17 protein-coding genes and 1 tRNA gene are annotated in these 25,025 nt (G+C 61.8%); 8 read left to right on the forward strand and 10 right to left on the reverse strand.

The genetic code is table 11. The annotated features are described in order from the left end of the window. Nucleotides 1–37: 37 nt before the first annotated feature. Complete coding sequence (asnB, locus tag N008_RS03930) at nucleotides 38–1,948, reverse strand: asparagine synthase (glutamine-hydrolyzing) (protein ID WP_044013901.1); 1,911 nt, start codon at nucleotides 1,946–1,948, stop codon at nucleotides 38–40. 126 nt (nucleotides 1,949–2,074) lie between these two features. On the opposite strand from asnB, the gene N008_RS21285 reads away from it, so the two are divergent. Then, complete coding sequence (locus tag N008_RS21285; RefSeq protein WP_052381171.1) at nucleotides 2,075–2,560, forward strand: acyl-CoA-binding protein; 486 nt, start codon at nucleotides 2,075–2,077, stop codon at nucleotides 2,558–2,560. 126 nt (nucleotides 2,561–2,686) lie between these two features. Beyond that, nucleotides 2,687–4,663: a peptidylprolyl isomerase gene (locus N008_RS22635; RefSeq protein ID WP_081910598.1), complete on the forward strand. Its 1,977-nt coding sequence runs from the start codon at nucleotides 2,687–2,689 to the stop codon at nucleotides 4,661–4,663. 86 nt (nucleotides 4,664–4,749) lie between these two features. On the opposite strand, the gene N008_RS03945 is transcribed toward N008_RS22635, so the two are convergent. Further along, entirely contained in the window at nucleotides 4,750–5,088 is a 339-nt protein-coding gene (locus tag N008_RS03945) for a cupin domain-containing protein (protein WP_044013903.1), read from the reverse strand. Between the two features lie 187 nt (nucleotides 5,089–5,275). Here N008_RS03945 and N008_RS03950 point away from each other — a divergent pair, with 187 nt between their 5' ends. Both N008_RS03950 and cysK read left to right on the forward strand, forming a co-directional pair. Beyond that, nucleotides 5,276–6,115 (forward strand): serine O-acetyltransferase, encoded by an 840-nt coding sequence (locus N008_RS03950; RefSeq protein ID WP_044013905.1) that lies wholly within the window; start codon nucleotides 5,276–5,278, stop codon nucleotides 6,113–6,115. A 103-nt stretch (nucleotides 6,116–6,218) separates the two neighbouring features. Continuing rightward, nucleotides 6,219–7,139: a cysteine synthase A gene (cysK, locus tag N008_RS03955; protein ID WP_044013908.1), complete on the forward strand. Its 921-nt coding sequence runs from the start codon at nucleotides 6,219–6,221 to the stop codon at nucleotides 7,137–7,139. 133 nt (nucleotides 7,140–7,272) lie between these two features. On the opposite strand, the gene N008_RS03960 is transcribed toward cysK, so the two are convergent. The 4 genes from N008_RS03960 to N008_RS03975 all read right to left on the reverse strand — a co-directional run bounded on the left by N008_RS03960 (nucleotide 7,273) and on the right by N008_RS03975 (nucleotide 15,220). Continuing rightward, nucleotides 7,273–7,346: transfer RNA gene (locus N008_RS03960), tRNA-Ala, on the reverse strand. A 156-nt stretch (nucleotides 7,347–7,502) separates the two neighbouring features. Further along, a complete protein-coding gene (locus N008_RS03965) occupies nucleotides 7,503–11,054 on the reverse strand; it encodes a TonB-dependent receptor (protein ID WP_044013909.1) in 3,552 nt (1,183 codons plus the stop codon). A gap of 222 nt (nucleotides 11,055–11,276) precedes the next feature. Next, nucleotides 11,277–14,465, reverse strand: a complete 3,189-nt coding sequence (locus tag N008_RS03970; RefSeq protein WP_044013911.1) for a carboxypeptidase regulatory-like domain-containing protein — start codon at nucleotides 14,463–14,465, stop codon at nucleotides 11,277–11,279. A 146-nt stretch (nucleotides 14,466–14,611) separates the two neighbouring features. Continuing rightward, nucleotides 14,612–15,220 (reverse strand): C40 family peptidase, encoded by a 609-nt coding sequence (locus N008_RS03975; RefSeq protein ID WP_052381172.1) that lies wholly within the window; start codon nucleotides 15,218–15,220, stop codon nucleotides 14,612–14,614. A 105-nt stretch (nucleotides 15,221–15,325) separates the two neighbouring features. Between N008_RS03975 and N008_RS03980 the strand changes: the two genes are divergently transcribed. Next, the gene (locus tag N008_RS03980) at nucleotides 15,326–16,747 is read left to right on the forward strand and encodes an FAD-binding oxidoreductase (protein ID WP_044013913.1); all 1,422 of its coding nucleotides are present in this window, start codon (nucleotides 15,326–15,328) and stop codon (nucleotides 16,745–16,747) included. A 197-nt stretch (nucleotides 16,748–16,944) separates the two neighbouring features. On the opposite strand, the gene N008_RS03985 is transcribed toward N008_RS03980, so the two are convergent. The 3 genes from N008_RS03985 to N008_RS03995 all read right to left on the reverse strand — a co-directional run bounded on the left by N008_RS03985 (nucleotide 16,945) and on the right by N008_RS03995 (nucleotide 20,501). After that, a complete protein-coding gene (locus tag N008_RS03985) occupies nucleotides 16,945–17,997 on the reverse strand; it encodes a glycosyltransferase family protein (RefSeq protein WP_044013915.1) in 1,053 nt (350 codons plus the stop codon). 367 nt (nucleotides 17,998–18,364) lie between these two features. Continuing rightward, nucleotides 18,365–19,930 (reverse strand): T9SS type A sorting domain-containing protein, encoded by a 1,566-nt coding sequence (locus tag N008_RS03990; RefSeq protein ID WP_052381173.1) that lies wholly within the window; start codon nucleotides 19,928–19,930, stop codon nucleotides 18,365–18,367. Nucleotides 19,931–19,976: 46 nt separating this feature from the next. After that, the gene (locus tag N008_RS03995) at nucleotides 19,977–20,501 is read right to left on the reverse strand and encodes a redoxin domain-containing protein (RefSeq protein ID WP_197062945.1); all 525 of its coding nucleotides are present in this window, start codon (nucleotides 20,499–20,501) and stop codon (nucleotides 19,977–19,979) included. Nucleotides 20,502–20,743: 242 nt separating this feature from the next. Here N008_RS03995 and N008_RS04000 point away from each other — a divergent pair, with 242 nt between their 5' ends. Then, nucleotides 20,744–21,661: a hypothetical protein gene (locus tag N008_RS04000; RefSeq protein ID WP_044013919.1), complete on the forward strand. Its 918-nt coding sequence runs from the start codon at nucleotides 20,744–20,746 to the stop codon at nucleotides 21,659–21,661. A gap of 207 nt (nucleotides 21,662–21,868) precedes the next feature. Here the strand turns inward: N008_RS04000 and N008_RS04005 are convergent, their stop codons facing one another. Beyond that, nucleotides 21,869–22,630 (reverse strand): TerC family protein, encoded by a 762-nt coding sequence (locus N008_RS04005; protein WP_044013921.1) that lies wholly within the window; start codon nucleotides 22,628–22,630, stop codon nucleotides 21,869–21,871. 217 nt (nucleotides 22,631–22,847) lie between these two features. Here N008_RS04005 and N008_RS04010 point away from each other — a divergent pair, with 217 nt between their 5' ends. Next, nucleotides 22,848–24,398 (forward strand): FAD binding domain-containing protein, encoded by a 1,551-nt coding sequence (locus tag N008_RS04010; protein WP_044013923.1) that lies wholly within the window; start codon nucleotides 22,848–22,850, stop codon nucleotides 24,396–24,398. 174 nt (nucleotides 24,399–24,572) lie between these two features. Further along, nucleotides 24,573–25,025: a DUF433 domain-containing protein gene (locus tag N008_RS04015; RefSeq protein WP_071884481.1), complete on the forward strand. Its 453-nt coding sequence runs from the start codon at nucleotides 24,573–24,575 to the stop codon at nucleotides 25,023–25,025.

Genomic DNA, 25,025 nt, shown 5'->3' on the forward strand with positions numbered 1-25,025 from the left:
GAAAATTCTTGTTGAATAACGATTTTGGCAGCTTGTGCTACTGGGCCATCATGTAGCGCTTGTACCAGTGCTGGAACACGATGAGGGCCCAGATACGGGCGTGCACGTCGCCGGGGCTGCGGGAGAACAGCTGGGTTTTGAGGGCGCGGATGGCGTCCACATCGAACACACCTTGGGCTTCGATGAAGGCATCTGACAGCAGGTCGTCCTCGATGAGGGGGCGTAGCTCGCCGCGGAACCACTTTAGCAGCGGCACCTCGAAGCCGTGCTTGGGACGCTTATAGAGCTCCTCGGGCAGCAGCGGCCGGAAGGCGTCCTGCACGATGCGCTTCTTCATCTTCGCGTCGATTTTGCTTTCGACGGGCAGCGAGAAGGCGAAGCGCACCACGTTGGGGTCGAGGAAGGGCGGGCGCACCTCCAGGGAGTTGGCCATGCTCATCATGTCCACCTTGGCCAGCATGTCGTAGGGCAATACCAGCGTGGTGTCGGTCAGCAACACCTCGTTCAGGTCGCCGTCGGCGTGGATGTTCTCCAGGATGTCCTTGCGGCGCTTCTCGGCCAGCTTCTTGCCGACTTTGCGGCGGGAAGCAGCACTGAGTAGATTGCGCGATTCCTTCTCGGACGTGAATGAGGCCCAATCGTAATACCGGTCCTTGGGGCCGCTGAGCATGCCGCGCGAGAAGCGCTGAAACTGCCGCACGCGGTTGCCAAAGAAGCTGTTGCGCGACTTGGGCAGAATATCCCAGAGCAGGTTGAGGCCGGTTACGGCTTCGGCCTTGAAGCCGCCCTGCCGCACCTGAAACTCACCCATGTGCTTGTTATAGCCGGCAAACAGCTCGTCGGCACCGTCACCGCTGAGGGCCACGGTGGCCTTTTCGCGGGTGCGCTTGCTGAGGATGTACACGGCCAGGGCCGAGGAGTCGGCAAAGGGCTCGTCGATGTAGTCGAGCACATCGAAGATGTGGTCGTAGAGGTCCTGGTTGGTGAGCGAGAAGACCGTGTGGTTGGTCTTGTACTTCTCGGCTACCAGCTTGGCATACTTGGTTTCGTCGAAGAAGGGCTCATCGGCGAAGCCGATGCTGAACGTGTTCAGGTGGTCGGTGTGGCGTGTGGCTAGGGCCACCACGACGCTCGAATCGATACCGCCGCTCAGGAAAGCCCCAATCGGCACGTCGGCCACGAGGCGGCGCGCGGTGGCGTCGTCCAGCAGCTCCACCAGCTTGGTTTTCTGCTGCTCGTAGGTGGTCTTGTTTTTCTCGACGCGCTTGGCGTCGTACGGAATCTTGTACCAGCGCTTGCGCACCACTTTCTTGCCCTTGATGAACAGGTAGTGGCCGGGCAACAGCTTCTTGACGCCCTTGAAGATGGTGGCGGGTCCGGGAATGTAGTTGAGCTGCAGATACTGGCTCAGCGCCACGTAGTCCATTTTGCGCGGAATGCCCAGCGCCAGCAGCGACTTCATTTCCGAGGCAAAGAACAGCTTGTCCTCGTCGCGGTAGATCAGCACGGGCTTCTCCCCCATCCGGTCGCGGGCAATGAACAGCGAGTCCTCTTCCTTATCGTAGATGGCCAGGCCGAAAAAGCCGTTCAGCTTCTTCAGAAAGCCACGGCCTTCGGTGATGTAAAGGCGGAGAATGACTTCCGTATCGGTCTGCGAATGGAAGTGGTAGCCCTTCTTAATCAGGCGCTGGCGCAGCTCCCGGAAGTTGAATATCTCCCCGTTGAAGACGATGGTGTAGCGCCCCGACTCATCGGTCATGGGCTGATTGCCATCGGCCGAAAGGTCGAGGATGGCCAGGCGCCGGAAGCCGAGGCCACAACGGTCGTACACGAAGTGTCCCTGCGAGTCGGGGCCGCGGCTGACAATGGCGTCGGTAGAGGCCGGCAGGGCGGCCAGCGCGCTGCGGCCCGTGTCGGTGAAGGCAAATAGTCCGGTAATTCCACACATAGAGCGGACAAAAGTACGAAGGTTCGGCAGACTTGTTGACGGAAAAGACGAACTGGTGCGCCTTGCAACCAAACCTAGTCCAGCTTAGTACACCTCCTAGTTTTCACCCTCAGCCTTCTGTCTGTTATGAACCTGCAAGAAAATATGAACCTCCAGAAAGACTTCGAAGCCGCCGTAGCGCGCGTAGACTCGTTGCCAGCCGACAAAGCGGCCGCACACATGACGGACCTTTATGGTCTCTACAAGCAAGCTACCGAAGGCGACCACGACACGGAAAAAGATGTGGTTGGCGACGATACGCCATCAAACCCCAGCGGCCAGGAAGGCATGTCGCAGGCTCAGTGGGACTCGTGGAGCAAATTTAAAGGGGTGAGCGAAGAAGATGCCCGTCGCCAATACATTCAGAAAGTGGCAGAAATCGCCGGGCCTGTAGGTGAGAAAGCCAATGTTATTGTGGGCAGCGGCCAGCCGGCCACCGGCTCGCAAGTGAATAACATCAGCCCAGCTGCCGAAGCGCAGCAACAGGCTGGCGTATCGCAAGGAGGCCTGCGCGGCGACCTGTCGGGCGGCGCTCCGTACGGTGGCGAAGACCAACTCAAAGAGCAGCAATAGTCTCTCGAACTTGTGCCTGACAGCGCCCGTTCTGCCATCTGCAGAGCGGGCGCTGCCTTTTATACATGCTGTATACATGCTGTACTTACGCGTGCAGGCCAGGATTTTGGCTATTTTCGGCCATCTATGACTTACCCATTCCTTCCGCCCGCCGGCCTGCGCCTGTTTGGTGCCGCTTGTCTGCTACTCAGTGCGTGTGCGCCGACTGCACCGCGCCAGACGGCTACCACTACCCTGCCGCCTAATCAGTTTGCCGACGCCACGCTCCGCCTGATCGGCACGGCCCAGGATGAGCGCAACACGACGGCGCTCCTGCCCTATCTCGCTAACCCGGAAGCTCGCTACCGCGAGGCAGCAGCCTTAGCGCTGGCGTCGGTGCAGGATAAGCAGGCTACCAACGCCCTGCTCCCTCTGCTGCAGGATCCGGACGCCGCTACCCGGCGTGCTTCGGCCTACGCCCTGGGCCAGACTGGCGACAGCACGGCCGCTGAACCACTGGCGATACAGATTCCGAAGGCGGGCAGCGCGGTGCAGCGCCGATATTTATATGAGGCGCTGGGGCGCTGTGCCACGCGTAGCTCGCTGCGGCTGCTGTGGCGCAACGCGGCCCCGGCGGATACCAGCTTTTCTACCGGGCTGGCCTGGGGGCTGATGCGGGCAGGCCTGCGTGGGCTGACGTCGGAGGCGGCGGTGGCGCGAGCCGTGGCGCTGCTGCAGCCGCGGCAGCCGCTGGCGGCGCGGCAGGGTGCGGCTTTTGCGTTAGCCCGCACGCCCCGCCTCGACCTGACGCCCTACCAGGTGGCCCTCACAGCGGCCGTGGCTGACCCAGACCCGGTGGTACGGGCGGCCGCCACCAGCGCGTTGGGCAAGGTGAAGAGCCCAACCATTGCCCCCACGCTCATTGGGCTCGTACGGCAGAATATCGACTACCGGGTGCGGGTGAGTGCGCTGCGGGCCATGAACGCCACCATGTACGCGCCGGTGAAGGAAACCGCCTGGGATGCCCTGACACAGCCTAACAGCCAAGTGGCCGTTACGGCCGCCGAGTTTTTTCTGGCCCACGCCAGCGGCGAGCCGGGCCGGCAGTTTCTGGAAAAGGCCGCCCGCCTCACCGACTGGCGCGTGCGGGCCACCCTGCTGGCGGTGGCCCTGAAACTGGGCGGGCCCGAGCAGGGTGCCATCCGCACGGCCATTCAGGAGCGGTACGCGGCAGCCACCGACCCGTATGAGAAAGGCTACCTGCTGAAAGCGCTGGCCGAAGACCCAGCCGCCTACGCTTTTGTGGAGCAGGCCACCTTTGCCGCCGGCCAGCCGCTGGTGGTGGGCTCCTACGGTATGGAAGCCCTGGTGGCCATGCGCCGCCTGCCGGCCTTCCCAGAAACACAGCACGGCGCATTTGCCCTCACGCTGCGCCGGGCCCTGCGCGGCGGCGACGTAACCATCATGGGAACGGCTGCTGAGGCCCTGCGCGACCCGCAACTGAACCTGCGCCGCTTGCTGCCCGATGCCGGCTTCGTGGTGGAAGCCCGCGACAAGCTGGTGCTGCCCCGCGACCTGGAAGCCTGGCAGTCGTTGCAGCAAACCATCGACTACCTGCAAAACCGGCCCGCCACGCCCGTGCCAGTGGCTAAAGCAGCTGCGCATCCCATCGACTGGGCCGTGGTGCAGCGGATTCCGGCGCGGCAGCGCGTACTGGTACGCACCAGCCAGGGCGACATTACCATGCAGTTGCACGTGGAAGATGCGCCGGGCTCGGTGGCCAGCTTCGTGCAGCTGATAGAGCAGGGCTTCTACGATGGCAAGACGTTTCACCGGGTGGTGCCTAACTTCGTGGCGCAGGGCGGCTGCCCCCGCGGCGACGGCTCCGGCAGCACCGACTACAACCTGCGCTCCGAGTTCGGCGACCTGCGCTACGGCGAAGGCGCCGTAGGCCTGGCCTCGGCCGGCAAAGACACCGAAAGCTGTCAGTGGTTTATCACCCACGGCCCCACTCCGCACCTGGATGGCCGCTACACCATCTTCGCGCAGGTAGTACAGGGCCTAGACGTGGTTCCAAAACTGGCCATTGGCGATAAAATCCTGAAAGTGGAGCTCATCCGCTGATCCGACGACACCTTCAGCAAAAAGCCCCCGCAACACCTGCAGTATCTGGCAGGCATTGCGGGGGCTTTTTGCTATGAGAGTGGCGGCTATTTGTCGCGGCCGTGCACCTGGGCGGGCGGCGCGGTGGCTTCCACGGCCGAGAAGGTTTCCAGGATCTTGTAAGTGTGCGACGCGCCTTTGGCTACCACCCAGGAGTTGCCGGGCTCCAGCACGACCACCTGACCTTCGAGGTGCAGTTCGGCGCGGCCTTTCAGCACGTAGCCCACCGTTTCGTAAGGACGGGAGGTGGGTTCCTTGGCGTCGCCGGGCTCTTCGTTTTCCCAGAGGCGCATCGAAACCTGCGCGCCGGAAGCCAGGTACTTTTCACCCTCGGGGCCTTTGGGCGAGTGAGCGGAATCTACTTTGGTGATGGAGGTATCAGCCATAATTACAGGAGCAAAAAGAGGAGTAACAAAGTAAGTTCAGCCGGTCGGCCAACCCGTTTCGCAAACGCAGGCGCCGGCCTGCTGGTTGTCGGACGGGGCCAACTATAGCCAAAACCTTCCGGACCACACCCGGTTACCCTACCTTGCGGCCGCGGCACCTCGGGCGTCGCGGCTTACTCGTTTTTCTATGTCGTTTTCTTCTGACTCTCCTTTTGTCCGGACGCTGGCCCGGGCGCACCAGCAGGTGGCGGCGGCACTGCCGGGCGCGGCCTTCTGCCAGCTTACCGAGCAGCTGCTGCAGGTGCTGTTCCCGGAACGCGCCCCGCAGCCCCTGCGCCACCCCGATGCCGTAGCCGCCACGCTCACGCAGCTGCAGCACGATCTGGCGGCCCTGCTGTCCCACGTCACTCTGCCCGACCCGCCCGCTGCCGTGGCGGCGGCCTGCATGGCCCGCCTGCCCGCCCTGCGCGACCTGCTGCTGCGCGACGCGGCCGCCATTCTGGCCGCCGACCCCGCCGCCCAGGGTCTCGACGAGGTCATTACCACCTATCCGGGCTTCTACGCCATTGCCCTGCACCGCATGGCCCACGCGCTGTACCAGCTGCAGGTGCCCCGGGTGCCGCGCCTCATCAGCGAGTACGCCCACCAGCGCACCGGCATCGACATTCACCCGGGCGCCCGCATCGGCTCCTCGTTCTGCATCGACCACGGCACGGGCATCGTTATCGGCGAAACGGCCGTTATCGGGGCGCACGTCAAGATATTTCAGGGCGTTACGCTGGGGGCGCTGAGTGTCACGAAGGCGCTGCAGGGCATCAAGCGCCACCCCACCATCGAAGACCACTCGGTTATTTATGCCGGCGCCACTATTCTGGGCGGCAGCACCGTCATTGGTAGCCACAGCATCATCGGGGGCAATGTGTGGCTTACGGAGAGCGTACCGTCGCATTCGCGCGTATACCACCGGGCCCAACTGCACGTCACGCGCACCGAAGACCCCACCGCCGACCTCATGTTTTCTATTTAAAAGGCTGCTTGGTTGAATTGTTACATTGTTGGTCGTTCCGACGGCCTCCAATCTGACCCTAGATTCAGCCAGTAAGCCATTACACAATTCAACCTTTCAACTCATGAAATTCAACTCCATTCTGGATACCATTGGGCGCACGCCGCTGCTGCGCCTCAACAAGCTGTTTGCCCACCGCCCCGACGTGGAAGTGTGGGTGAAGCTGGAGCGCGCCAATCCCGGTGGCAGCATCAAAGACCGGATTGCCTTGAGCATGATCGAGCAGGCTGAGCGCGACGGCATCCTCACGCCCGACTCGCTGATTGTGGAGCCTACGTCCGGCAACACCGGCGTGGGCCTGGCCATGGTAGCCGCCGTGAAGGGCTACAAGATTACGCTGGTGATGCCCGAGTCGATGTCGATTGAGCGCCGCCGCCTGATGGCCGCCTACGGCGCCAACCTGGAGCTGACGCCGCGCGAGAAGGGCATGAAGGGCGCCATCGAGAAGGCCCACGAGCTGGTGCGCGACACGCCCGGCGCCTGGATGCCCATGCAGTTCGATAACCCGGCCAACATCCGTGTGCATGTGGAAACCACGGCCCAGGAAATTCTGGAAGATGCCCCAGAGGGCTTCGACTACTACATCACCGGCGTGGGCACCGGCGGCCACCTCACCGGCGTGGCCGAAGTGCTGAAGCCAAAATTTGCCAACCTGAAAGTGTTTGCCGTAGAGCCCGAAGCCTCGCCCGTTATCAGCGGTGGCGCGCCGGGCCCCCACCCCATCCAGGGCATCGGCGCGGGCTTCATTCCCGAAAACCTGCACACCGACGTACTCGACGGCACCATCCAGATTTCGCAGCAGGAGGCCTTCGATATGGCCCGCCGCGCCGCCCGCGAGGAAGGCATCCTAGTCGGCGTATCGTCGGGAGCTTCCCTGGCTGCCGTGGCTAAGAAGCTCGATGAAGTTCCGCAGGGTGGCCGCATCCTCACCTTCTGCTACGATACCGGCGAGCGGTATCTGTCGGTGGAAGGCCTGTTCGTGTAGTCGGGCGTACTTCAACAAAAAAGCCGCTTCCTTTCGGGAGCGGCTTTTTTTATTGGGTAGCAGGTACACCGTCTGGAGCTGGCCGTAAAAACAAAAAGCCTGACCTTGCGGTCAGGCTTTTTTGAAACGTGAGTGGAGAATATCGGAGTCGAACCGATGACCTCTTGCATGCCATGCAAGCGCTCTAGCCAGCTGAGCTAATCCCCCGTTTGGTGTGTGCCATCCGCCGGTTGCGTTTGGTTTGACAAAAGTACGGCGCGAATCGGAATGTGCAAGAGGTAGGCTGAAAAAAAACGCTGTTTTTTGAAAATAAAAATGGGCTGGCGCTAGCGCCAGCCCATTTTTTCAACTTAAACCGTTGGCTTAGTTGAAGATATAGCGCACACCCACCTGGGCCTGCCAGCGCGAACCCAGACCACCGGTTTCGTTGCGGAAAGTCTTGGTGAGCGGCACGCCCGGCGACACCACGGCTGGCGTAGTGCCCGAGGCCGGCGTAACGATGCTCGGGTTGGTCAGGTACGGATACGTGAAGTTGGGGCGCCCCTGCTGGTCGTAGCCAGCGAAGGACAGCGGGTTCGACACGTTGGCCGTCTGGAAGGTGCCCCAGTTGCGGTTGAGCAGGTTGCCGAAGTTGAACACGTCCACGCTCAGCTGCAGGGTGTTCTTGTTTTCGCCGAGGTTGGTGAAGATGTCCTGCAGCAACCGCACGTCGAGGCGGTTCTGCCAGGGGCGCACGGCGCCGTTGCGCTCGGCGTACTCACCACGGCGCTTGCTCAGGTACTTGTCCTGCTCGATGTAGGCGTTCAGGTCGGTCCACTGCTGGGCGGCCGTATACCGTGCGTACTCCACTGGCGGTGCTCCTACCGAGGGCGTGAAGGTGTACACAATGTCGCGCAGGTTAATCTCGCTCTGGTTGCGTGGAATGTACATCAGGTCGTTGCCAGCGCCGCCCGAGCCGTCGCCGTTCATATCGCCGGCGTAGGTGTAGGAGAAGCGGCCGGCCGGAGCGGCCTCAAAGAACATGGAGATGGTGGTGCCCAGGTGCTCCAGGTACTCGCGGCGGTACGACAGCGAGGCAATGACGCGGTGCTGCTGCAGGAAGTTGGAATAGCTCAGCACGTTGTCATTGGGGTCGCCGGATGCGGGCCGGTCGCGCCAGTTGGTCTGGGCGATGCTGCCGCCGTCGTTCACGGAGCGCGAATCAGTGTAGGTGTAGGCGGCGCTGGCGTAGAGGCCGTTGCTGAACGACTTCTGCAGCTGGCCGGTCACGGAGTACGAGTAGCCCTTGTTGGTGTTCTTCATCAGGATGGCGTCCGTGATGATGGGGTTAGCCGGCGACACGCCGCCCTGGCCGTTGTAGATGCGGTTGTTCTGGATCAGGCCGCTGCCGGTGTACAGGCCGCTGGCGTTGGGCGTACCGAACGTGTAGAAAATCGGCCTGTTGTCGGGGCCATTAGCGCGGCCCACGGGGTTGGGCAGGTTCACGTTTTCGAAGTACACGGCATTCAGGTCACGGGTGTAGAGGGCTTCCAGCGTACCGATGATGCCACCGGGCAGCTCCTGGTCGATGGCCAGGTTGGAGCGCCATACCTGCGGGAACTTGAAGTCGCGGGCGGTTACGGCCAGGTTGTACTGGGTGTTGGGCGCCGCGCCGTTGGGGCGGTAGGCATCCACGTTCGGGTCGAAGTAGTTGCCAAGCGGCCCGGTTGGGTTATTGGGATTCACGGCCGTAGCTACGGCGGTACCGCTGCGGGAAAACGAGCCAAACTGCACGCCGTTGTTGCCGGCCTGGTTGGACAGCCACACAAACGGAATGCGGCCGGTGAAAATGCCCGTACCACCGCGCACCTGCGTTTTCTGGTCGTTGTTCACGTCCCAGTTGAAGCCGATACGGGGCGAGAGCAGCACTTTGCGGTCGGGCAGCTTGTCGGTTTCCAGCTTCACGCCGTTGCGGAACGTCAGGTTGGCGGCGTTTTCGTTGCGGGCAATTTCCGAGTAAATAATCGGCAGGTCGCCGCGGATGCCGGCCGTCACCTTCAGGTTGTCGAGCGGGCTCCACTCATCCTGCACGTAGAGGCCCAGTTGGGCTGCTTTCGTTACGGCAAATGGGAACGAGCCATCGGGCAGGGCCGAGTACGAGAGGTTGTAGCGCTGCGGGAAAGCCAGGGTGCCGGTGGTGTTGGCTACGGGCACGCCGCTGGCGTTGCGGGTGTAGCCCAGCGGAGCAGCCGTGGTGCGGGCCGCCGCATAGAAGTCGTCGAGGCCGTTGAAGGTGTAAGCGCCGTAGTAGTTCGGCGAGAAACCGTTGGTGAACTTGTAGAACTCGTTGTAGGTACCCACGGTCACGTTGTGCTTGCCCAGGAAGGCCGTGAAGTTGTCGCCGATCTGGTACACGTCGGAGTTGAGCACGTTGTTGGCCGTGAAGGGTTCGTAGCCAAACGAGGTGTAGTTGTTGGCCGCCGTAACGCCGCCGCCAGCCGCCGTGCGGGTGGTAGCCGTGCCAATGTCAACCAGCGGGAAGCTGCCGCCGCCCAGGCTCTCGCGGAAGTCGCGGAAGGCCGAGTAGCCAGCCGTCAAGTTGTTGGCGAAGCGAGTGCTGAAGGTGCTGTTCAGCTCGGCAATCACCGAGTTCAGGTTGTTGTTGATAACGTAGTACGACGACGCGAACGGCAGGCCGAACTGCGACTGGGAGCGGCCAATGTTGGCGGGGCCGATAGCGCCCGAGCCGCTTGGCGGCACGTCGCGGTATGACTTCAGGTAGTTGTACTTCACGCTGAAGCGGTGCTGGTCGCTGATGTTCCAGTCGATTTTGGCCGTGGCCTTGCGGCTGAACGAGCGCAGGTCGTAGTTTTCGTAGGCGCCGGCGTCATAGCCGTAGTTGTCCCGGAGGAAGTTGCGCAGGATGTCCAGGTCGCGAACCGAAGCGGCCGACGTGGTGGAGTTGCTGCCGGGCGCAGGGGCCCCGTCGCGGTTGGCAATGAAGTTGCCGGTTGGCGGATCAATCCGGTCTTCCTGCTCGGCATTCACAAAGAAGAACAGCTTGTCCTTGATAATCGGGCCGCCGGCCCGGAAGCCGAAGTTCTTGAGGTTGAAGTTGGGGAAGTCGCGCTCGAAGTCGCCCACCTTGCTGCCCACGAAGTCCTGGTTGCGGTAGAAGCCGTAGAGCGAGCCGCTGAACTTGTTGGTGCCACTGCGCGTCACGGCGTTGATGCCGGCACCCGTGAACGAGCCCTGACGCACGTCGTAGGGCGCAATGCTCACCTGAATCTGGTCGATGGCGTCCAGCGAAATCGGCTGGGCGTTAGCTTGGCCCCCTACCGTAGGCGACAAGCCGAAGGAGTTGTTGAAGATGGCGCCGTCGATGGTGATGTTGTTGTAGCCGCCGTTGCGGCCGCCGAAGCTCTGGCCGTTAGCCTGGGGCGTGAGGCGGGTGAAATCGTCGAAGGAACGGCTGATGGTGGGCAGGCGCTCAATCTGCTCGCGCTGCACAGTGGTAGCAGCGCCCGTGCGGCCGGCATTGATTACCGGATTCTCGCGGCCGGTCACGGTTACGCCGGCCAACTCAGTGGTGGCTTCGCTCAGGTTGATGTCGAGACGCAGGTTCTGGCCCAGCGTCAGGAAGATGCCTTCCCGGTTGGCATCCTTGTAGCCTACAAACGTGATGCGAACCGAATATGGTCCACCTACGCGCATGTTCTGAATGTTGTAGCGGCCCTCGGAGTTGGTGGGGGCTACGTACTGCGTGTTGGTAGGCGTGTGCACGGCAATGACAGTGGCACCGGGTAGGCCCCCGCCCTCCTTGTCCGTAATCACGCCATTCATGGCCGACGAGGTGGTGCCCTGGCTCCAGGCTGCCGGTGCCGAAATCAGCAACAGTAGCAACAGCAGGAAACTGCAGTAAAAAGTGCGTTTCATAAAAAGCAGTTGGTGAAAAACTGTGCAAAAGTACCGTTGTACAGTCGACCTGCAGCATTATTAAAATGTTATTAAAATTAATATAGAGCAAAACGTACGTACCCTTAGTATCAACCACAAACCATCAGCTGACTATCTACTACTTAGCTAAGAAAACAGGACAAAAAAAGAGCGGCCGGAGAAAATCTCCGGCCGCTCTTTGCGGTATTCTATGCTAGACGCTTAGTTGAAGATGTAGCGTACGCCCAGCTGCCCCTGCCAACGCGAAGCGAAAGGAGCAAAGTCGTAGCCGCGGTTGCCGTTGGCGGCAAACGTAGCGGGGAACGAGAAGGAAGGACGCACGTTGTTAGCACCCGTCGTTTCCGGACGCAGCAGCTCGATGGCGTTGTTGTTCACGAAGTACTGACGGCCCCAGTCTTTGTTGAGCAGGTTGCCTACGTTCTGGATGTCGAAGCTCACCTGAATGGTGTTCTTCTTGTCGCCGGCGGTGAAGTTGAAATCCTGTGCGATGCGGATATCTACCTGATGCGTCCAGGGAGTGCGGGCGGCGAAGCGCTCGGCAATCTGACCACGGTTATTGCGCAGGTACGGGTCGTTCTGGATGAAGGCTTCCAGCTGCTCGCGGATCTGAGCTACCGTACGCGTGTCGGAAGCGCCGCTGGTCACGATGTTGATTTCGTTCGGATCGTTGGCGTTGCGTGGGATGTAGATCAGGTCGTTGCCAAAAGCACCGTCGTTGTTCAGGTCGCGGCCACCCTGGCCGTATACGTAAGCAATCGGGGCACCCGCCAAGCCTTCGTAGATGGCCGAGATGTTGGTAGCCAGTTTGTCGCCGGCGTAACGGAAGGTGTAGCCACCGGTCAGCAACACGCGGTGACGCTGGTCGTTGCGCGAGAAGCCCAGCTCCGGGTTGTTGGGGTCGTACTGCACCTGGTTGAACTGCCAGTTGGAGAGAGCCGTGCTGCTGGCACCGCTGTTCACCTCTTTCGACATGCCATAGGTGTAAGCCGCCGAGGTGTTCAGACCGTTCGTGAAGTTTTTCTGCAGCTGCACGGTACCGTTGTAGCGGTAGCCTTTATTGGTGTTGTCGAGCAGCAGAACGTTGGTGTAGTTGGTGTTGATCTGACGAGCCGCTGGGTATGTCGGACGCTGGTCTGGACCAATCAGGCGGCCGGTTGGCGCTACCAGGTTGATGTTGCGGTAGTAGATGTCGTTGAGGGTTTTCGAATAGATACCTTCCAAAGTAGCTACTACGTCGCCGGGCAGGCGGAAGTCAACGGCCAGGTTGGTACGCCATACCTGGGGCAGTTTGAAATCCTTCTCCAGTACGTTGATTTCCGAAGTGCGCACCGGCGAGTAAGGAGCCGTGGTGAAAACAGTCGGAATCTGCGTTGGATTGGTTACAACGGGCGGGTAGATGATGTTGGGAGCCGTGCCGATTGGGCGAGCATCCACCGCACCCTGGATCAGGCCGCTATTGGTGAAGCTGTTGGAAATCCACACGAACGGCACACGGCCGGTGAAGATACCCGTACCACCACGCACCTGAATCTGGGCGTCGTTGTTTACGTCCCAGTTGAAACCAGCACGGGGAGCGAACAGCAACTGGCCGTTCGGCACGTTGTCGGTGCGGATGTCCGGACCAAACTGGGTAGTTACGGGTGCGTTGAAGCCGGGCTTGTCGAAAAAGAACGGCACGTCCAGACGAGCACCCAGCGTCAGACGCAGGTTTTCGGCAGGTGAGTACTGATCTTGCAGATATACGCCAAACTGCATGGCGCTGAACTGCGCTTCGCCATTGTTGTTGGTGGCATAAGCAGCTTGCAGGCGGTTTACGCGAGGCGTAGCAGCCGTAAAGTCAGCCAGCGTGTTGAACTGGTAAAAGCCCACCCCGTTGTTGATAAACAGGTTGCGGAACTTGAAGAACTCGTTGTGCGTGCCCAGCGTGAAAGTGTGCTTGCCAACGGCGCGAGTTACGTTGTCGGTAACTTCGAGGATGTCCTGGTCGAGCTGATTGAAGCCCGAGCTGCGCTCCGTACCGAAGGTGTAGGAGTTACCAGCTTCCGTAATCTGAATGGTCGGGAACAGCGAACCAGGTACGTCGCGGGTGTCGCGGATACGGGAGTAGCTCAGCAGCAGCTTGTTGGAAGTAGCGCCGAAACGGCTGTTAAGTTCCGCTACCGTGCTGTTGGTTACGTTGTTGAACTTATAGGCATTGCTGCCGAAACGCAGCGCCGACGACGAGCGGGTAATGTTGTCATCGAAAGCGTCTACGAAGTTGTGACGCACCGTGAGTTGGTGGTTTTCAGAAAGGTTGAAGTCCAGACGACCAAAGATTTTGGTGCTTTCGGTGCGGCGCGTCAGGTTGCCGAAGTCGCCTACGTTGTAGCCGTAGCGCTCAGCAGCCGTGGCGGCAATCGTATTGATAACGTTCAGATCGAGGCGCGAATCGGAAGCACCGGGTACGAAGCCCAGGGGCTCATTGCGGCGGCTGATTTCGGCATTGGCAAAGAAGAACACTTTGTCGCGCACGATGGCACCGCCCACGCGGGCACCCGTCTGGTAGTTGTAGAAGTCGGCCGCTTTGGTGCGGGGCTCCGTAACGCTCTTGCCTACAATGCTCTGGTTACGACCGAAGCCATAGATCGAGGCCGAAATGTCGTTGGTACCGGAACGCGTTACGGCGTTTACGCCACCGCCGGTGAAGTTGCCCAGCGTTACGTCATAAGGCGCAACTACTACCTGGATTTCCTGCACAGCGTCCAGCGAGATGGGCTGCGTGCCCGACTGGCCACCGGGCGTACCCGAGCCGGCCAGACCGAATACGTCGTTGTTCACGGCGCCGTCGATGGTGATGTTGTTGTAGCGGTTGTTGGAGCCACCGATAGAGCTGCTACCGCCACCGTTCGACTGCGGCGACACGCGCACGAAGTCCTGCAGGCTGCGGTTCAGCGTGGGCAGACGCTGGATCTGCTCGCGCGAAATGGTGGTTTCAGCACCCGTCCGGCCTGCGCTGATTACGCGGTCCTGGGTGCCGGTCACCGTTACGCCGGCCAACTCAGTGGTGGCTTCGCTCAGGTTGATGTCGAGACGCAGGTTCTGGCCCAGCGTCAGGAAGATGCCTTCCCGGTTGGCATCCTTGTAGCCTACAAACGTGATGCGAACCGAATATGGTCCACCCACGCGCATGTTCTGGATGTTGTAGCGGCCCTCGGAGTTGGTGGGGGCTACGTACTGCGTGTTGGTAGGCGTGTGCACGGCAATCACCGTAGCGCCCGGCAAGCCCGAGCCTTCTTTGTCCGTGATAACCCCGTTCATGGCGGAGGTAGTGGCACCCTGGCTCCAACCAGTGCGTGCCGACAGCAGCGTCAGCAACAGCACCAGAAGATGGAGTAAACGTTGGTGTTTCATAAAAGGGGGTATTGGTGAGAAAAGAGGGGAGCTTCTTAAAATCGGCGCAAAAGTACGGTTCTAGCAGCCAAATTCCATTACCTAATCGTTATGATTAAGAACAGTGGAGCAGAACCGTATTTATGTACAAAGGTAGGAGGGAAATTCTACAATACCGGCCGTACGGCTTTGATGTAGCGACTTAAATAATAGTCGGTTTCCAGGCTGTTTTCCACTACTCCCGACGAACTGGAGGCGTGAATAAACTGCACCCCTTCCGGCGTAGCTTCCGTCACGAGGCCCACATGCGTGATGGTGGAGCTGCCCGGCGAGGCCCCGAAAAATACCAAATCCCCGGCCTTCAGATCTTGGGGCTTTACGGGCGTCCCCCACACGGCCTGCTCGTTGCTGGAGCGCGGAATGGCTACGTCGATGGCGGCAAAGGAATTGTAGAGCAACCCCGAGCAGTCCATGCCCAGGCGCGAAGTACCGCCGTACCTATAAGGAGTGCCCTGAAACGAGCGGGCTGTTTCGATAACCGTGACGATGGCGCGGCTGGCATTGGCCGGCGTGCTGCGGTGTTTGGTCACGATTTTGGCCTTGCCGGACGGCGTGGTAGTCTTGGCCTTGGACTTGGCAACCGGCCGGCTGCCGCGGCGGCGGCGCTCTTCGGCCTTAATGCGGGCCATGTCGCGCGCCGAGTGGTAGCGGCCGTTGCGGTAGTTTACTTTCTTGGGGGCGCTGCAGCCTGCCAGCCAGCCTACCAGCGCCAACATCAACAGTGGCCACCAGACGCGTCTGTGCGTCGTATACTGTACCTTCGTTCCAGGGTCCCGCATCGGGTCAAAGATAGGCAAAACAGCCATTTGGCGCTTCTATATATGGATTTCAACTCCCTCACTCCCGAACTGCTTGTCGCCTTCGAGGCCATCGTAGGCCCGCAGCACGTACTCACGGCCCAGCGCGCCGAAGCCGCCGCCACCGCCGACACCTACGCCGATTACGGCCGCGACCATACCGAGGACCTGCACTTTGCCCCCGACGTGGTGCTGCGCCCCGCTAACGCCGAAGAAATCAGTCAGATTGTGCGCCTCTGCCACCAACACCGGATTCCGGTGACGCCGCGCGGCGCCGGCACCGGCCTGAGCGGGGGCGCGCTGCCCATCCACCACGGGGTGGTGCTGAGCACCGAGCGCCTCAACCAGATCATCCAGATTGATGAGCGCAACCTGCAGGCCACCGTGGAGCCAGGCGTGGTGAATGAGGCGTTTCAGCAGGCCGTGCAAGCGGTGGGGCTGTTCTACCCGCCCGACCCGGCCAGCAAGGGCAGCTGCTTTCTGGGCGGCAACCTGGCCCACAGCAGCGGCGGCCCCAAAGCCGTGAAATACGGCACCACCCGCGACTACGTGCTGAACCTGCAGGTGGTGCTGCCCACCGGCGACATCATCTGGACGGCCGCCAACACCCTCAAAAACTCCACCGGCTACAACCTCACCCAGCTCATGGTGGGCTCGGAGGGCACGTTGGGCATCATCACGAAAGTGGTGTTCCGCCTCCTCCCCTACCCCAAGCACAACATCCTGATGCTGGTGCCTTTCCGGCAGGAAGCGCAGGCGGCCGAGGCCGTGTCGGCGGTGTTCCGGGCGGGCATCATCCCGTCGGGCATGGAATTTATGGAGCGCGAGGCCATTGCCTGGTCGTCGGAGTACCTGAAGATTCCGCTCACGCTGCCCGACGACATTGCGGCCCACCTGCTCATCGAGCTGGACGGCCAGGACCTGGACGAGCTCTACAAGGAGGCCGAGCAGGTGTATGGTGTGCTGGAAAACTACGACGTAGACGAAATTCTGTTGGCCGACAACGCCACCCAGAAAGACGAGCTCTGGCGCATCCGGCGCAACATCGGCAACTCGGTGCGCTACAACTCGGTGTATAAGGAGGAAGACACGGTGGTGCCCCGCGCCGAGCTGCCTACGCTGCTGAGTGGCGTCAAGGAAATCGGGGCGCGCTATGGCTTCAAGAGCGTCTGCTACGGCCACGCCGGCGACGGCAATCTGCACGTCAACATCATCCGCGGCGACCTAGACGACGAGATGTGGAACGTGGGGTTACGCCAACCCATCACCGAAATCTTCGAGCTGTGCGTGAAGCTGGGCGGCACTATCTCCGGCGAGCATGGCATCGGGCTGGTGCAGAAAGGCTACATCGGCATTGCCCTGCCCGACACCAACCTGGAGCTGATGCGCGGCATCAAGCGCGTATTCGACCCCCACGGCATCCTGAACCCAGGCAAGATCTTCTAATCACGGATTTTTCCGGATTGGACAGATTCATCGGATTTCGTGGACGATTACCCGTACCGCGAAGTTCCACTTCGCGAGACGCCGGGACCGTTTGGGGTATTGCTGACAGCGCGGGGGCTTCGCGAAACGCCGGGGCCGTTGGGGCTACTCTCAAACGATGCAGGCGCTTCGCGAAGTGGAACTTCGCGGTACTGCTCTTATAGCGCGTTCAGTGCTTCATCCAGCTGCCGGAACAGCTCCTGGTTGCCTTCCTGCTTGTAGACGCTTAGGGCTGTTTCGAAGCCGGACAGGTCGTAGAGGAACGCTTTCAGGTTGTCGGGAGTCAGGGTGTTGAAGTGGCGGCCGTAGCCCAGCTTCTGCACCTGGGCGGCGTTGAGGAACTGCTCGAACTGCGCAGGGATGGGCACGGCGCAAATGGGCTTGTGCAGGTACACCGCTTCGCTGATCAGCGAGAAGCCGCCGTTGGTGACAACGGCGCGGGCCGAGGCCAAATCGTCGATGAAGCCCTGCTCGCTGAAGGCCTTGAGCTGCACGTTGCCGTGGCTTTCCTCTTTGTTGAAGCCGTACACCCGAAACTCCTGCCCCGGCAGCGCCTGCAGCAACGGCACCACCCCCTGCTGCGTGGTGGCCGACTGGTACACCAGCACGTGCGAGCCGGCCGTGGGGCGCGCCGCCAGAATCTCGGGCCGGATGATGGGCGGCACCAGCGTGGTGGCGGGCCGCACCACCGGCAGCGGAAAGAACGTGCTGACAAAGTAGTGGTGGCTGCGCGGCAGCTTGGCCCGCACAATTCCGCGGGCAACCTCGAAGTTGCCCCTCTCTTCGGCCGGCACCGCCACATCCAGCCGCGCCCGGCTGATAATCTGCATGTTGTCGATGCTGATAACCGGCAGCTGCTTCCAGCGGGCAAACAGATAGCTAAACGACTCGAAGTCGGAAATCACGCAGTCGAACTGGTCGGCGCCGGGCAGGTTGCGGTAGCGGCGGAAGTTGGTGAGCAGGCTGTCGGGGGCGGTGCGCAGGGTGAGGGCAGCGGTGCGGGCCTTGCTCACTACTACGTCCTTATAGGCCAGATGAAAGCCCCGGATTTCGTGCACCCGCCCCGGAAACGTGCGCGCCAGCAGCTGGTATGCGCGGCTGCTGCTCACCACGCTCACCTCGTGTCCCTGCGCCAGCAGATGCGCAATTACCACCTTACTGCGCGTGGCGTGGCCCATTCCCTCGCCGGGCACTCCATATAGTATGTTCATCGGGTAGTCAATAAATGCGGGCTAAAAATGAGGAATTAACACCTGACCCCACGCCAAAGGCACGCCTTTGCCACAAAAATCGGCCCGGTAGCGGCGCCGCATCAGCCTACACGCAAAACGCCCTGCCAGTTGGCAGAGCGTTTTGTCTTTCAAACAGACTCTGTAGTAACGGTTTGCAAAACCAAGCTACTTACGTTGAGAACAGTAAATATTAAAGCTAGTTCCCCTCCTTGGAAAGGAGGGGCTAGGGGTGGTTGATGGCCGAAAGAACAGTTTTTAGAATTAGCTCTAGTACCGTTCAACGAATATCAACCACCCTAACCCCTCCTTTCCAAGGAGGGGAACTAGCTCGCTAGCCCCAGTTGAGCTACTTCAGCAGCACCAGCTTCTGCGTCTGGGTGAAATCGGGGGTTTGCAGCTTCACCAGATAGAGGCCGGCGGCCAGGCCGGTAGTAGGCAGTTCCAGCGTGTGGGTGCCGCCGGCGTAGCGCTGGCCTTGGGCCGGCTGACGAACTACGCGGCCCTGCGCATCGGTCAGCAGCACCGACACGGCGGCAGCATCAGGCAAACTGAAGCCGATGGTGACCACGCCGGCTGCGGCCGGATTGGGGTACACTGGATACAGCCGGGCCTCGGGCCGCCGCAGCAGCTCCTGCGCCGACTGGTTGCTGAGCACGATGTTCTCGTCGCCGGGGCGGTAGGGCACCACGTCGAGGTAGGCCAGCAACATTTCGGCTGTGGTCTGCTCGCCCCACTGCACGGTCTGGGGCGGCGAGAACGGGTTGCGGGGGTTGTTGGCGGTGTTGTCGTAGGTGGCATCGGCCATGAGGCGCGAGCCGGCCGGTATTTTCAGCAGCCGCGGGAAGCGGTAGGCGCCCTGCCAGTTGAAGTCCCAGTCGTTGATTTTGATGATGCGGATGGTGTCGCCGGAAGGCTTCACGGCCCAGATGCGCCACTTCTTGCCCAGCAGGTGCGCGTGGGGCAGCACGCTCACCAGGCTCACATCCACGGGCACCTGCAGCTCGGCGTGGAAGGTTTTCACCTGCCCGGCCGGGATGATAAACGGCCCGTTGGTGAGGTTGAGCGGCGACAACGGGAACGTCTGGACGTAGCGCTGCACCGGCTGGCGGCTGAAAAACACGTTCACCACCGACGAGTCGGTTTGGGTGAGGGCTGTGGGGCCGTAGTGCACCTGCACCAGAATGCTGGCGTTGCGGGGCAGCTTTTTGCCCAGCCCGTTGGGGAAATAGCGGGCCGTGGAGCCCGGCACCCAGCCGGCCCAGTTCTCCTCGGTAGCCGAAAATCCGAAGCCGCCGAAACGCGTGTAGCCGTAGCCGGGGTCCTGGGCATCCAGCGCCTGGGCCCGCTGCGTGGTGTCCATGCCGATGATGGCGTGGTGGGTGATGCGCTTGTTGCCGGCCCGGAACTCCACGGCCGCCACGTCGCGGCCAGCGGGCAGGCGGGTGGGCAGCACAAACACCCGGTACAGATCCTGCAGGTTGCCCTGGTGGATGAACTTCTGGGCCATCGGCACCACCAAGTCGGGCGTGCCCAGCTGCGAGCCGGCCGGGAACGTGGGCAGCGCCGGCTCCAGGGCCGGGTTGCCGCGGGCCATGCCGCCGTCCACCCACTCCCGGATTTTCTGGATTTCCGAGTCGGTGAGCGTGTTTTCGTCGAGGAAGTGCGAGTAGTTGGGGTCGGCCTTCCAGGGCGGCATGTACCGGATGCCCGTCACGAACTTGATGGTGGGCGCGTGGCTGACCACGTCCTGGTAGCTGGCCAGCGGAAACGGCGCCACTTCGCCGGTGCGGTGGCAGGACGTGCAGTGCTGGTAGATGATGGGCGCAATATGCTCGCTGAACGTGAGCTGGGGCTGCTGGGCCAGCGCCGGGCCGGCGAGCAGCAGCAGCGCAAGGCGTACAAAGTGTTTCATCGGAACGGGTAGGATTTTCAGATAGGCAGAAGTTTCAGGATAAGGTTCAGCGGCTGCCCAAGGCCGTGGCAACAAAGCAGCCCACGGCCTCAGTGCGCGGCACCGGCACCGGCTGGCGGGCTACAATGGCGGCCAGCGCATCGCGCAGCTCGTGGTGCTGCACTACGGTGCGGCGCTGGCCCAGGCGGGCGTAGGCGTCGTCGCTGCGGCCCTGGTAGAGCACGGTGGCGTCGTCGGGGGCCAGCACCACTACTTCGGGGGTGATGCGCGCGCCCAGGCGGCGCGTGAGCTGCTGGCCGGCATCGAGGCGCAGCGGAAACGGCAGCGGGTACTGCTTCTGAAATAGCACTACATCGGCCGGGCGCATCTGCGGGGCCGGAAACACGCCCACAAACCGCACCCCGCGCGGCGCATACGCCGTGTGCAAAGCCCGCAGTGTGGGCGTGGCGTTCTGGCTGATGGGGCAGGTGTCGGCCAGAAACACGTAGACTGTAGCCACCAGCGGCGGCGGGCTGCCGGCCCGCAGCACCGGTGGCAGCAACAGCAGCAGGATGAGTAGGAGTCGGGGCATAGGCGGCAGGCCGAAAGGCGGCATCAAATCAACTGAGGCTCAACCTGCCAATGGGTTTACCCGGCAGCGCTTTCGTTAGGGAAGATACCACGGGCTGCGCGTTTTCGTTCCGGCTGCGGGCGGGTGGCGCCCGGCTTATTTTGTCGGCGGGCAGTCGGAGCCCGCGCAGTATTCCTAATTTCGGCCCGGTTTTGGCCGCTGCGCCGCCGCTTCTCTCCTTCCCTGCCTTCTGCTGCCCGCGTATGAACCGCTCCGTCTTTTTCCGTCCTGCCCTGGCCCTGGCGGCCGCCACGTCGCTGCTGGCCGGCGCCTGCACCGCCCCGCGCAACATTGTCAGCACCGGCAAGGTGACGCCGCGCGGCGAGTTCCGGGGCGGCGGCAACGTGTCGTTCAACCTGGCCTCTGAAACCATCAGCCAGACCGGCGCCACGCTGAAATCGGCCGCCGAAGCCGTTGGCAGCAAAGACACCGTCGGCTACTCCGGTACCATCGACAACCTGCAGCTGGCCGCCCTGGCCTACACCCTCGACCCGCTGCGCGCCTCCCCCGACCTCTACCTGCGCTACGGCATCTACGACCGGTTCGACGTGGGCTACAAGTACGCCTTCGGCTCGCACGTCTTCGATGCCATGTTCCAGTTTATGGGCCCCACCGGCACGCCCGAGCGGCCCCAGGGCGCGGCCGGTGCCACCTACGGCAGCATCGGACTGCAGTTTGCCACCCAGCGCGCCAAGCTCCCGAGCATCCCGTACCTGAGCAATATCTCCGACGCGCTGGGCTTCAGCGCCTCGCGCAAAGACCTGATTGTGCCGCTGGTTATCAGCCATTCCTTCGGGCCGGAAGAGGAAATCGGGGCGTTTTCCTACGGCCTGGTGTACTCGCGCTCCTTCCTGCGCTACGGGTTTGAAAACCAGAAAGTATACACGCCCGGCGGCAAGGTGCCCAGCCTGCCCGAGCAGCGCGTGAGCTACAACTCGTTCGGGGCCTTTGCCAGCGCCAAAGTGGGCTACCGCTACGTGTACTTTCTACCGTCGGTGGGCGTGTACTACCAGAACTACGGCACCTACCGGCTGCTCAACAATGCCACCGGCAAGCTCAGCGGCTTTACGTTCGTGCCCAGCGTGGGCGTGCAGTTCCGCGTGCCCAACAGCCGCCGGTAGCGGCAACGTGGCTTAAGCAAACGGCCCGGTAGCTTCTCAGCTATCGGGCCGTTTGCATTGGCCGTAACTGGTGTAGAGACGCAATACTTTGCGTCTCGTCGTTGCTGATGTTGTTTGAACCACACAAACAAGACCGTTCAACGACGAGACGCAAAATATTGCGTCTCTACATCGTACTAACAACCTCGCAGAGCAAATCCAGAACGGCTACTGCGGCGCGCGGCGCTTGTTCTTCAGCCACGACGCCAGCAGCGGCACCCCAAAGATGGCCACCGTCAGCACGGTCAGGCCGGCGTCGGCGGCTTCGCTGCTCAGGAAGTGACTGAAGGCGGAATCGGGCTGAAAGTGCTCGACCAACGACAGCAGCAGCTTTAGGCCCAGCAGCCCGATAACCACGAAGGCGGCCGTTTCGAGGAACGGATATTTGGCCATCAGCAGCACAAACGCCTGCGCCACCAGCCGCATGGCCAGAATGCCGATGAACACGCCGGTACAAATCAGAATCAGATTGTCGGTGAAGGCCACCACGGCAAACACGTTGTCGATGGAAAAGGCCAGGTCCATCAGCTCAATTAGGGCCACCGTGGCCCAGAACGGCCCTAGCAGCCCCAGCGTGTAGCGGTACACCAGGCTCTTGCGCTTGTCGGGGCCATCGTCATCATCAGATGCCGCGTGACCCCGGAAATGGTCGTAGGCCAGGTAGAGCAGGTAGAGGCCGCCGAGGGGCTTGAGGTACCAGAACTCAATCAGGAACGAGGCAAACAGGATGCATACGCCCCGGAACACGTAGGCCCCGATGATGCCGTAGCGCAGGGCCTTCTGGCGCTGCTCCTTGGGCAGGTCGCCGACCATGGTGGCCAGCACGGCCGCGTTGTCAACGGAAAGCAGGCTTTCGATGATGACCAGATTGCCCACGATGGCCAGCGCGGCCAGGGGATTGTCGAGGATTTGCTGCAGGTGTACGTTCATGCCGATTGGGCAAGATAACGACTCCGGCCAAAGCCGGGTTTCGGCCGCGCCATCCGTCAGCCCGGCCGCGGCCCAACTCCCGACGGATATGGGCCCTGGCGAGCCGGCAGGGCAGATAATCCGGCAGACGCTATAGCGCAGTCACTTAGCGCTCAGGGCCGGAGAAACCACTAAACCTGTGTATCTTGTCCGCCCTGCTCCAGAAAATTCCCCGATTATGCTTGAATTTATCCTCAACGACCAGCCCATCCGCACCCATGAGGCCCCGGCCAGCGCCCTGCTCGACTTCGTGCGCTACCACGAGCAGCTGAAAGGCACCAAAATCGGCTGCCGCGAGGGCGACTGCGGCGCCTGCACCGTGCTGGTGGGCGAGCTGAGCGCCGACGGCCAGACGGTGAACTACCAGAGCATGACCAGCTGCCTCACGCCGCTAGGCAACGCCGCCGGCAAGCACATCGTCACGGTGGAAGGCATCAACGCAGCCGGCAGCCAGCTCACGCCCGTGCAGCAGGCCATTGTGGACGAAGGCGGCTCGCAGTGCGGCTTCTGCACGGTGGGCTTCGTGATGTCGCTCACCGGCCACAGCCTGGGCAGCCAGCCCGCCACCGAAAAAAGCACCATCGCGGCCATCGACGGCAACATCTGCCGCTGCACCGGCTACAAGAGCCTGGAGCGCGCCGCCGCCAAACTCACCGCCGAGCTGGAACAGCGCCCCGCGGAAAACGCCCTGACCTGGCTGAGCGAGAAGCAGTTTGTGCCCGCTTACTTCGCCAACATCCCGGCCCAGCTGGCCGCCCTACGCCCTGCCGCCACCCAAGCCGCTGAAGCTTCTGCCGCCGCATCAGTTGCCGCCGCCGCCACGCCCCACGCCAACGGCGGCAGTGCCGTTTCAGCTTCGCCCAACGGCCACACCCAGAGCCAGAACGACCACGGCCACGATTCACCCATTCGCCCATTCACTCATTCACTCATTGGAGGAGGCACCGACCTTTTGGTGCAGCGCCTCGAAGAGCTGCGCGAGCAGCCGGGCGTGCGGCTGCTATTCGACCAGCCCGGCCGGCGCGGCATCCGCCGCGAAACCACCGGCCGCGTAGTGCTGGGCGCCGCCACCACCGCCAGCCACCTGCTCAACTCGGAGCTGCTGCGCGGGCTGCTGCCCAAGCTGCCGCAGTACCTGAAGCTGGTGAGCAGCACGCCCATCCGCAACATGGGCACGGTGGCCGGCAACTTCATCAACGGCTCGCCCATCGGCGACCTCACCATCCTATTCCTGGCCCTGGGCGCGTCCGTCACGCTGCTCGACGCAGCCGGCCACACCCGCGAGCTGGCCCTGCCCGACCTCTACCTGGACTACAAAAAGCTGGCGAAAGCCCCCGATGAGCAGGTCATCGACATCAGCTTCCCCGCCCCGCTGGCCGGCGACTTCTTCCACTTCGAGAAAGTATCCAAGCGCACCCACCTCGACATTGCCAGCGTGAATTCCGCCGCCTGGCTGCGGGTCGACAACGGCATCATCCAGGCCGCCCGCATCTCGGCAGGCGGCGTGGGGCCGGTGCCGCTGCTGCTGGCCCGTACCAGCGAGTTTCTGCAGGGCCGCGAGCTGTCGGCCGAAACCCTAACCGCCGCCAATGCCGTGATGCAGGAAGAAATTAGCCCGATTTCCGACGTGCGCGGCACCGCCGACTACAAGCGCCTGCTGCTGCGCCAGCTGCTGTGGGCGCATTTTTTGGAGTTTGCGCCGGAATTGGCGGTGGATGAACTGATTTAAATTTAAGCGTCTCCTGACGTCAACCTCACCCCCTGACCCCCTCTCCAAAAAAGAGGGGTCACCGGACTTGCTCCTGGCGAATTCCGTCTGAAGTCGTCTTCATGAACCGGTGCCCCCTCTTTTTTGGAGAGGGGGTCAGGGGGTGAGGTTGACGCGTATGACGACACCTAAACAATGACTTCCCCTTTCCCCGAAATAGTTTGCACAGAAGACACGCTTTGGGGTTCGCCCCGAGTCGATGGCCGACGGTTGGCGGTGGGCGATGTGGTGAGCTTCGTCGAGAATTACGGGACGGTAGAGGAAGTAAGCAGCGACTATGCACTAACCCGCTCGCAAATCAGCCAGGCATTGCAGTACTGTTCAACGCTGCAATGTCAGATTGACAAGCCGAAGGTGTTTTGCCATAATTGCTCGTTGAGAAGGCAACAGAAAGGCCCGCTTGAAACCTCAGGTTTGGAGGAAATAAGGCACGGTGACTTTGTGTATGTAAAAGGCAAAGACTTCCTCTCGTTCGGCCCAATGGAAGAGTTGCTGAGTGACTGGAATGGCCAGGATTGGTGGAAAATCGCCGCTGAGCGGTTGATTGACATGAGAATAGAATTGTTTGGTACGCAAGACCAGAATTGA

This window comes from Hymenobacter sp. APR13 (assembly GCF_000737515.1).
Classification (GTDB): domain Bacteria; phylum Bacteroidota; class Bacteroidia; order Cytophagales; family Hymenobacteraceae; genus Hymenobacter.

Coding starts and splice junctions, on each gene's coding strand:
- asnB (WP_044013901.1), bottom strand. CDS start 1,948: ATGTGTGGAATTACCGGACTATTTGCCTTCACCGACACGGGCCGCAGC.
- N008_RS21285 (WP_052381171.1), top strand. CDS start 2,075: ATGAACCTGCAAGAAAATATGAACCTCCAGAAAGACTTCGAAGCCGCC.
- N008_RS22635 (WP_081910598.1), top strand. CDS start 2,687: ATGACTTACCCATTCCTTCCGCCCGCCGGCCTGCGCCTGTTTGGTGCC.
- N008_RS03945 (WP_044013903.1), bottom strand. CDS start 5,088: ATGGCTGATACCTCCATCACCAAAGTAGATTCCGCTCACTCGCCCAAA.
- N008_RS03950 (WP_044013905.1), top strand. CDS start 5,276: ATGTCGTTTTCTTCTGACTCTCCTTTTGTCCGGACGCTGGCCCGGGCG.
- cysK (WP_044013908.1), top strand. CDS start 6,219: ATGAAATTCAACTCCATTCTGGATACCATTGGGCGCACGCCGCTGCTG.
- N008_RS03965 (WP_044013909.1), bottom strand. CDS start 11,054: ATGAAACGCACTTTTTACTGCAGTTTCCTGCTGTTGCTACTGTTGCTG.
- N008_RS03970 (WP_044013911.1), bottom strand. CDS start 14,465: ATGAAACACCAACGTTTACTCCATCTTCTGGTGCTGTTGCTGACGCTG.
- N008_RS03975 (WP_052381172.1), bottom strand. CDS start 15,220: ATGTTGGCGCTGGTAGGCTGGCTGGCAGGCTGCAGCGCCCCCAAGAAA.
- N008_RS03980 (WP_044013913.1), top strand. CDS start 15,326: ATGGATTTCAACTCCCTCACTCCCGAACTGCTTGTCGCCTTCGAGGCC.
- N008_RS03985 (WP_044013915.1), bottom strand. CDS start 17,997: ATGAACATACTATATGGAGTGCCCGGCGAGGGAATGGGCCACGCCACG.
- N008_RS03990 (WP_052381173.1), bottom strand. CDS start 19,930: ATGAAACACTTTGTACGCCTTGCGCTGCTGCTGCTCGCCGGCCCGGCG.
- N008_RS03995 (WP_197062945.1), bottom strand. CDS start 20,501: ATGCCCCGACTCCTACTCATCCTGCTGCTGTTGCTGCCACCGGTGCTG.
- N008_RS04000 (WP_044013919.1), top strand. CDS start 20,744: ATGAACCGCTCCGTCTTTTTCCGTCCTGCCCTGGCCCTGGCGGCCGCC.
- N008_RS04005 (WP_044013921.1), bottom strand. CDS start 22,630: ATGAACGTACACCTGCAGCAAATCCTCGACAATCCCCTGGCCGCGCTG.
- N008_RS04010 (WP_044013923.1), top strand. CDS start 22,848: ATGCTTGAATTTATCCTCAACGACCAGCCCATCCGCACCCATGAGGCC.
- N008_RS04015 (WP_071884481.1), top strand. CDS start 24,573: ATGACTTCCCCTTTCCCCGAAATAGTTTGCACAGAAGACACGCTTTGG.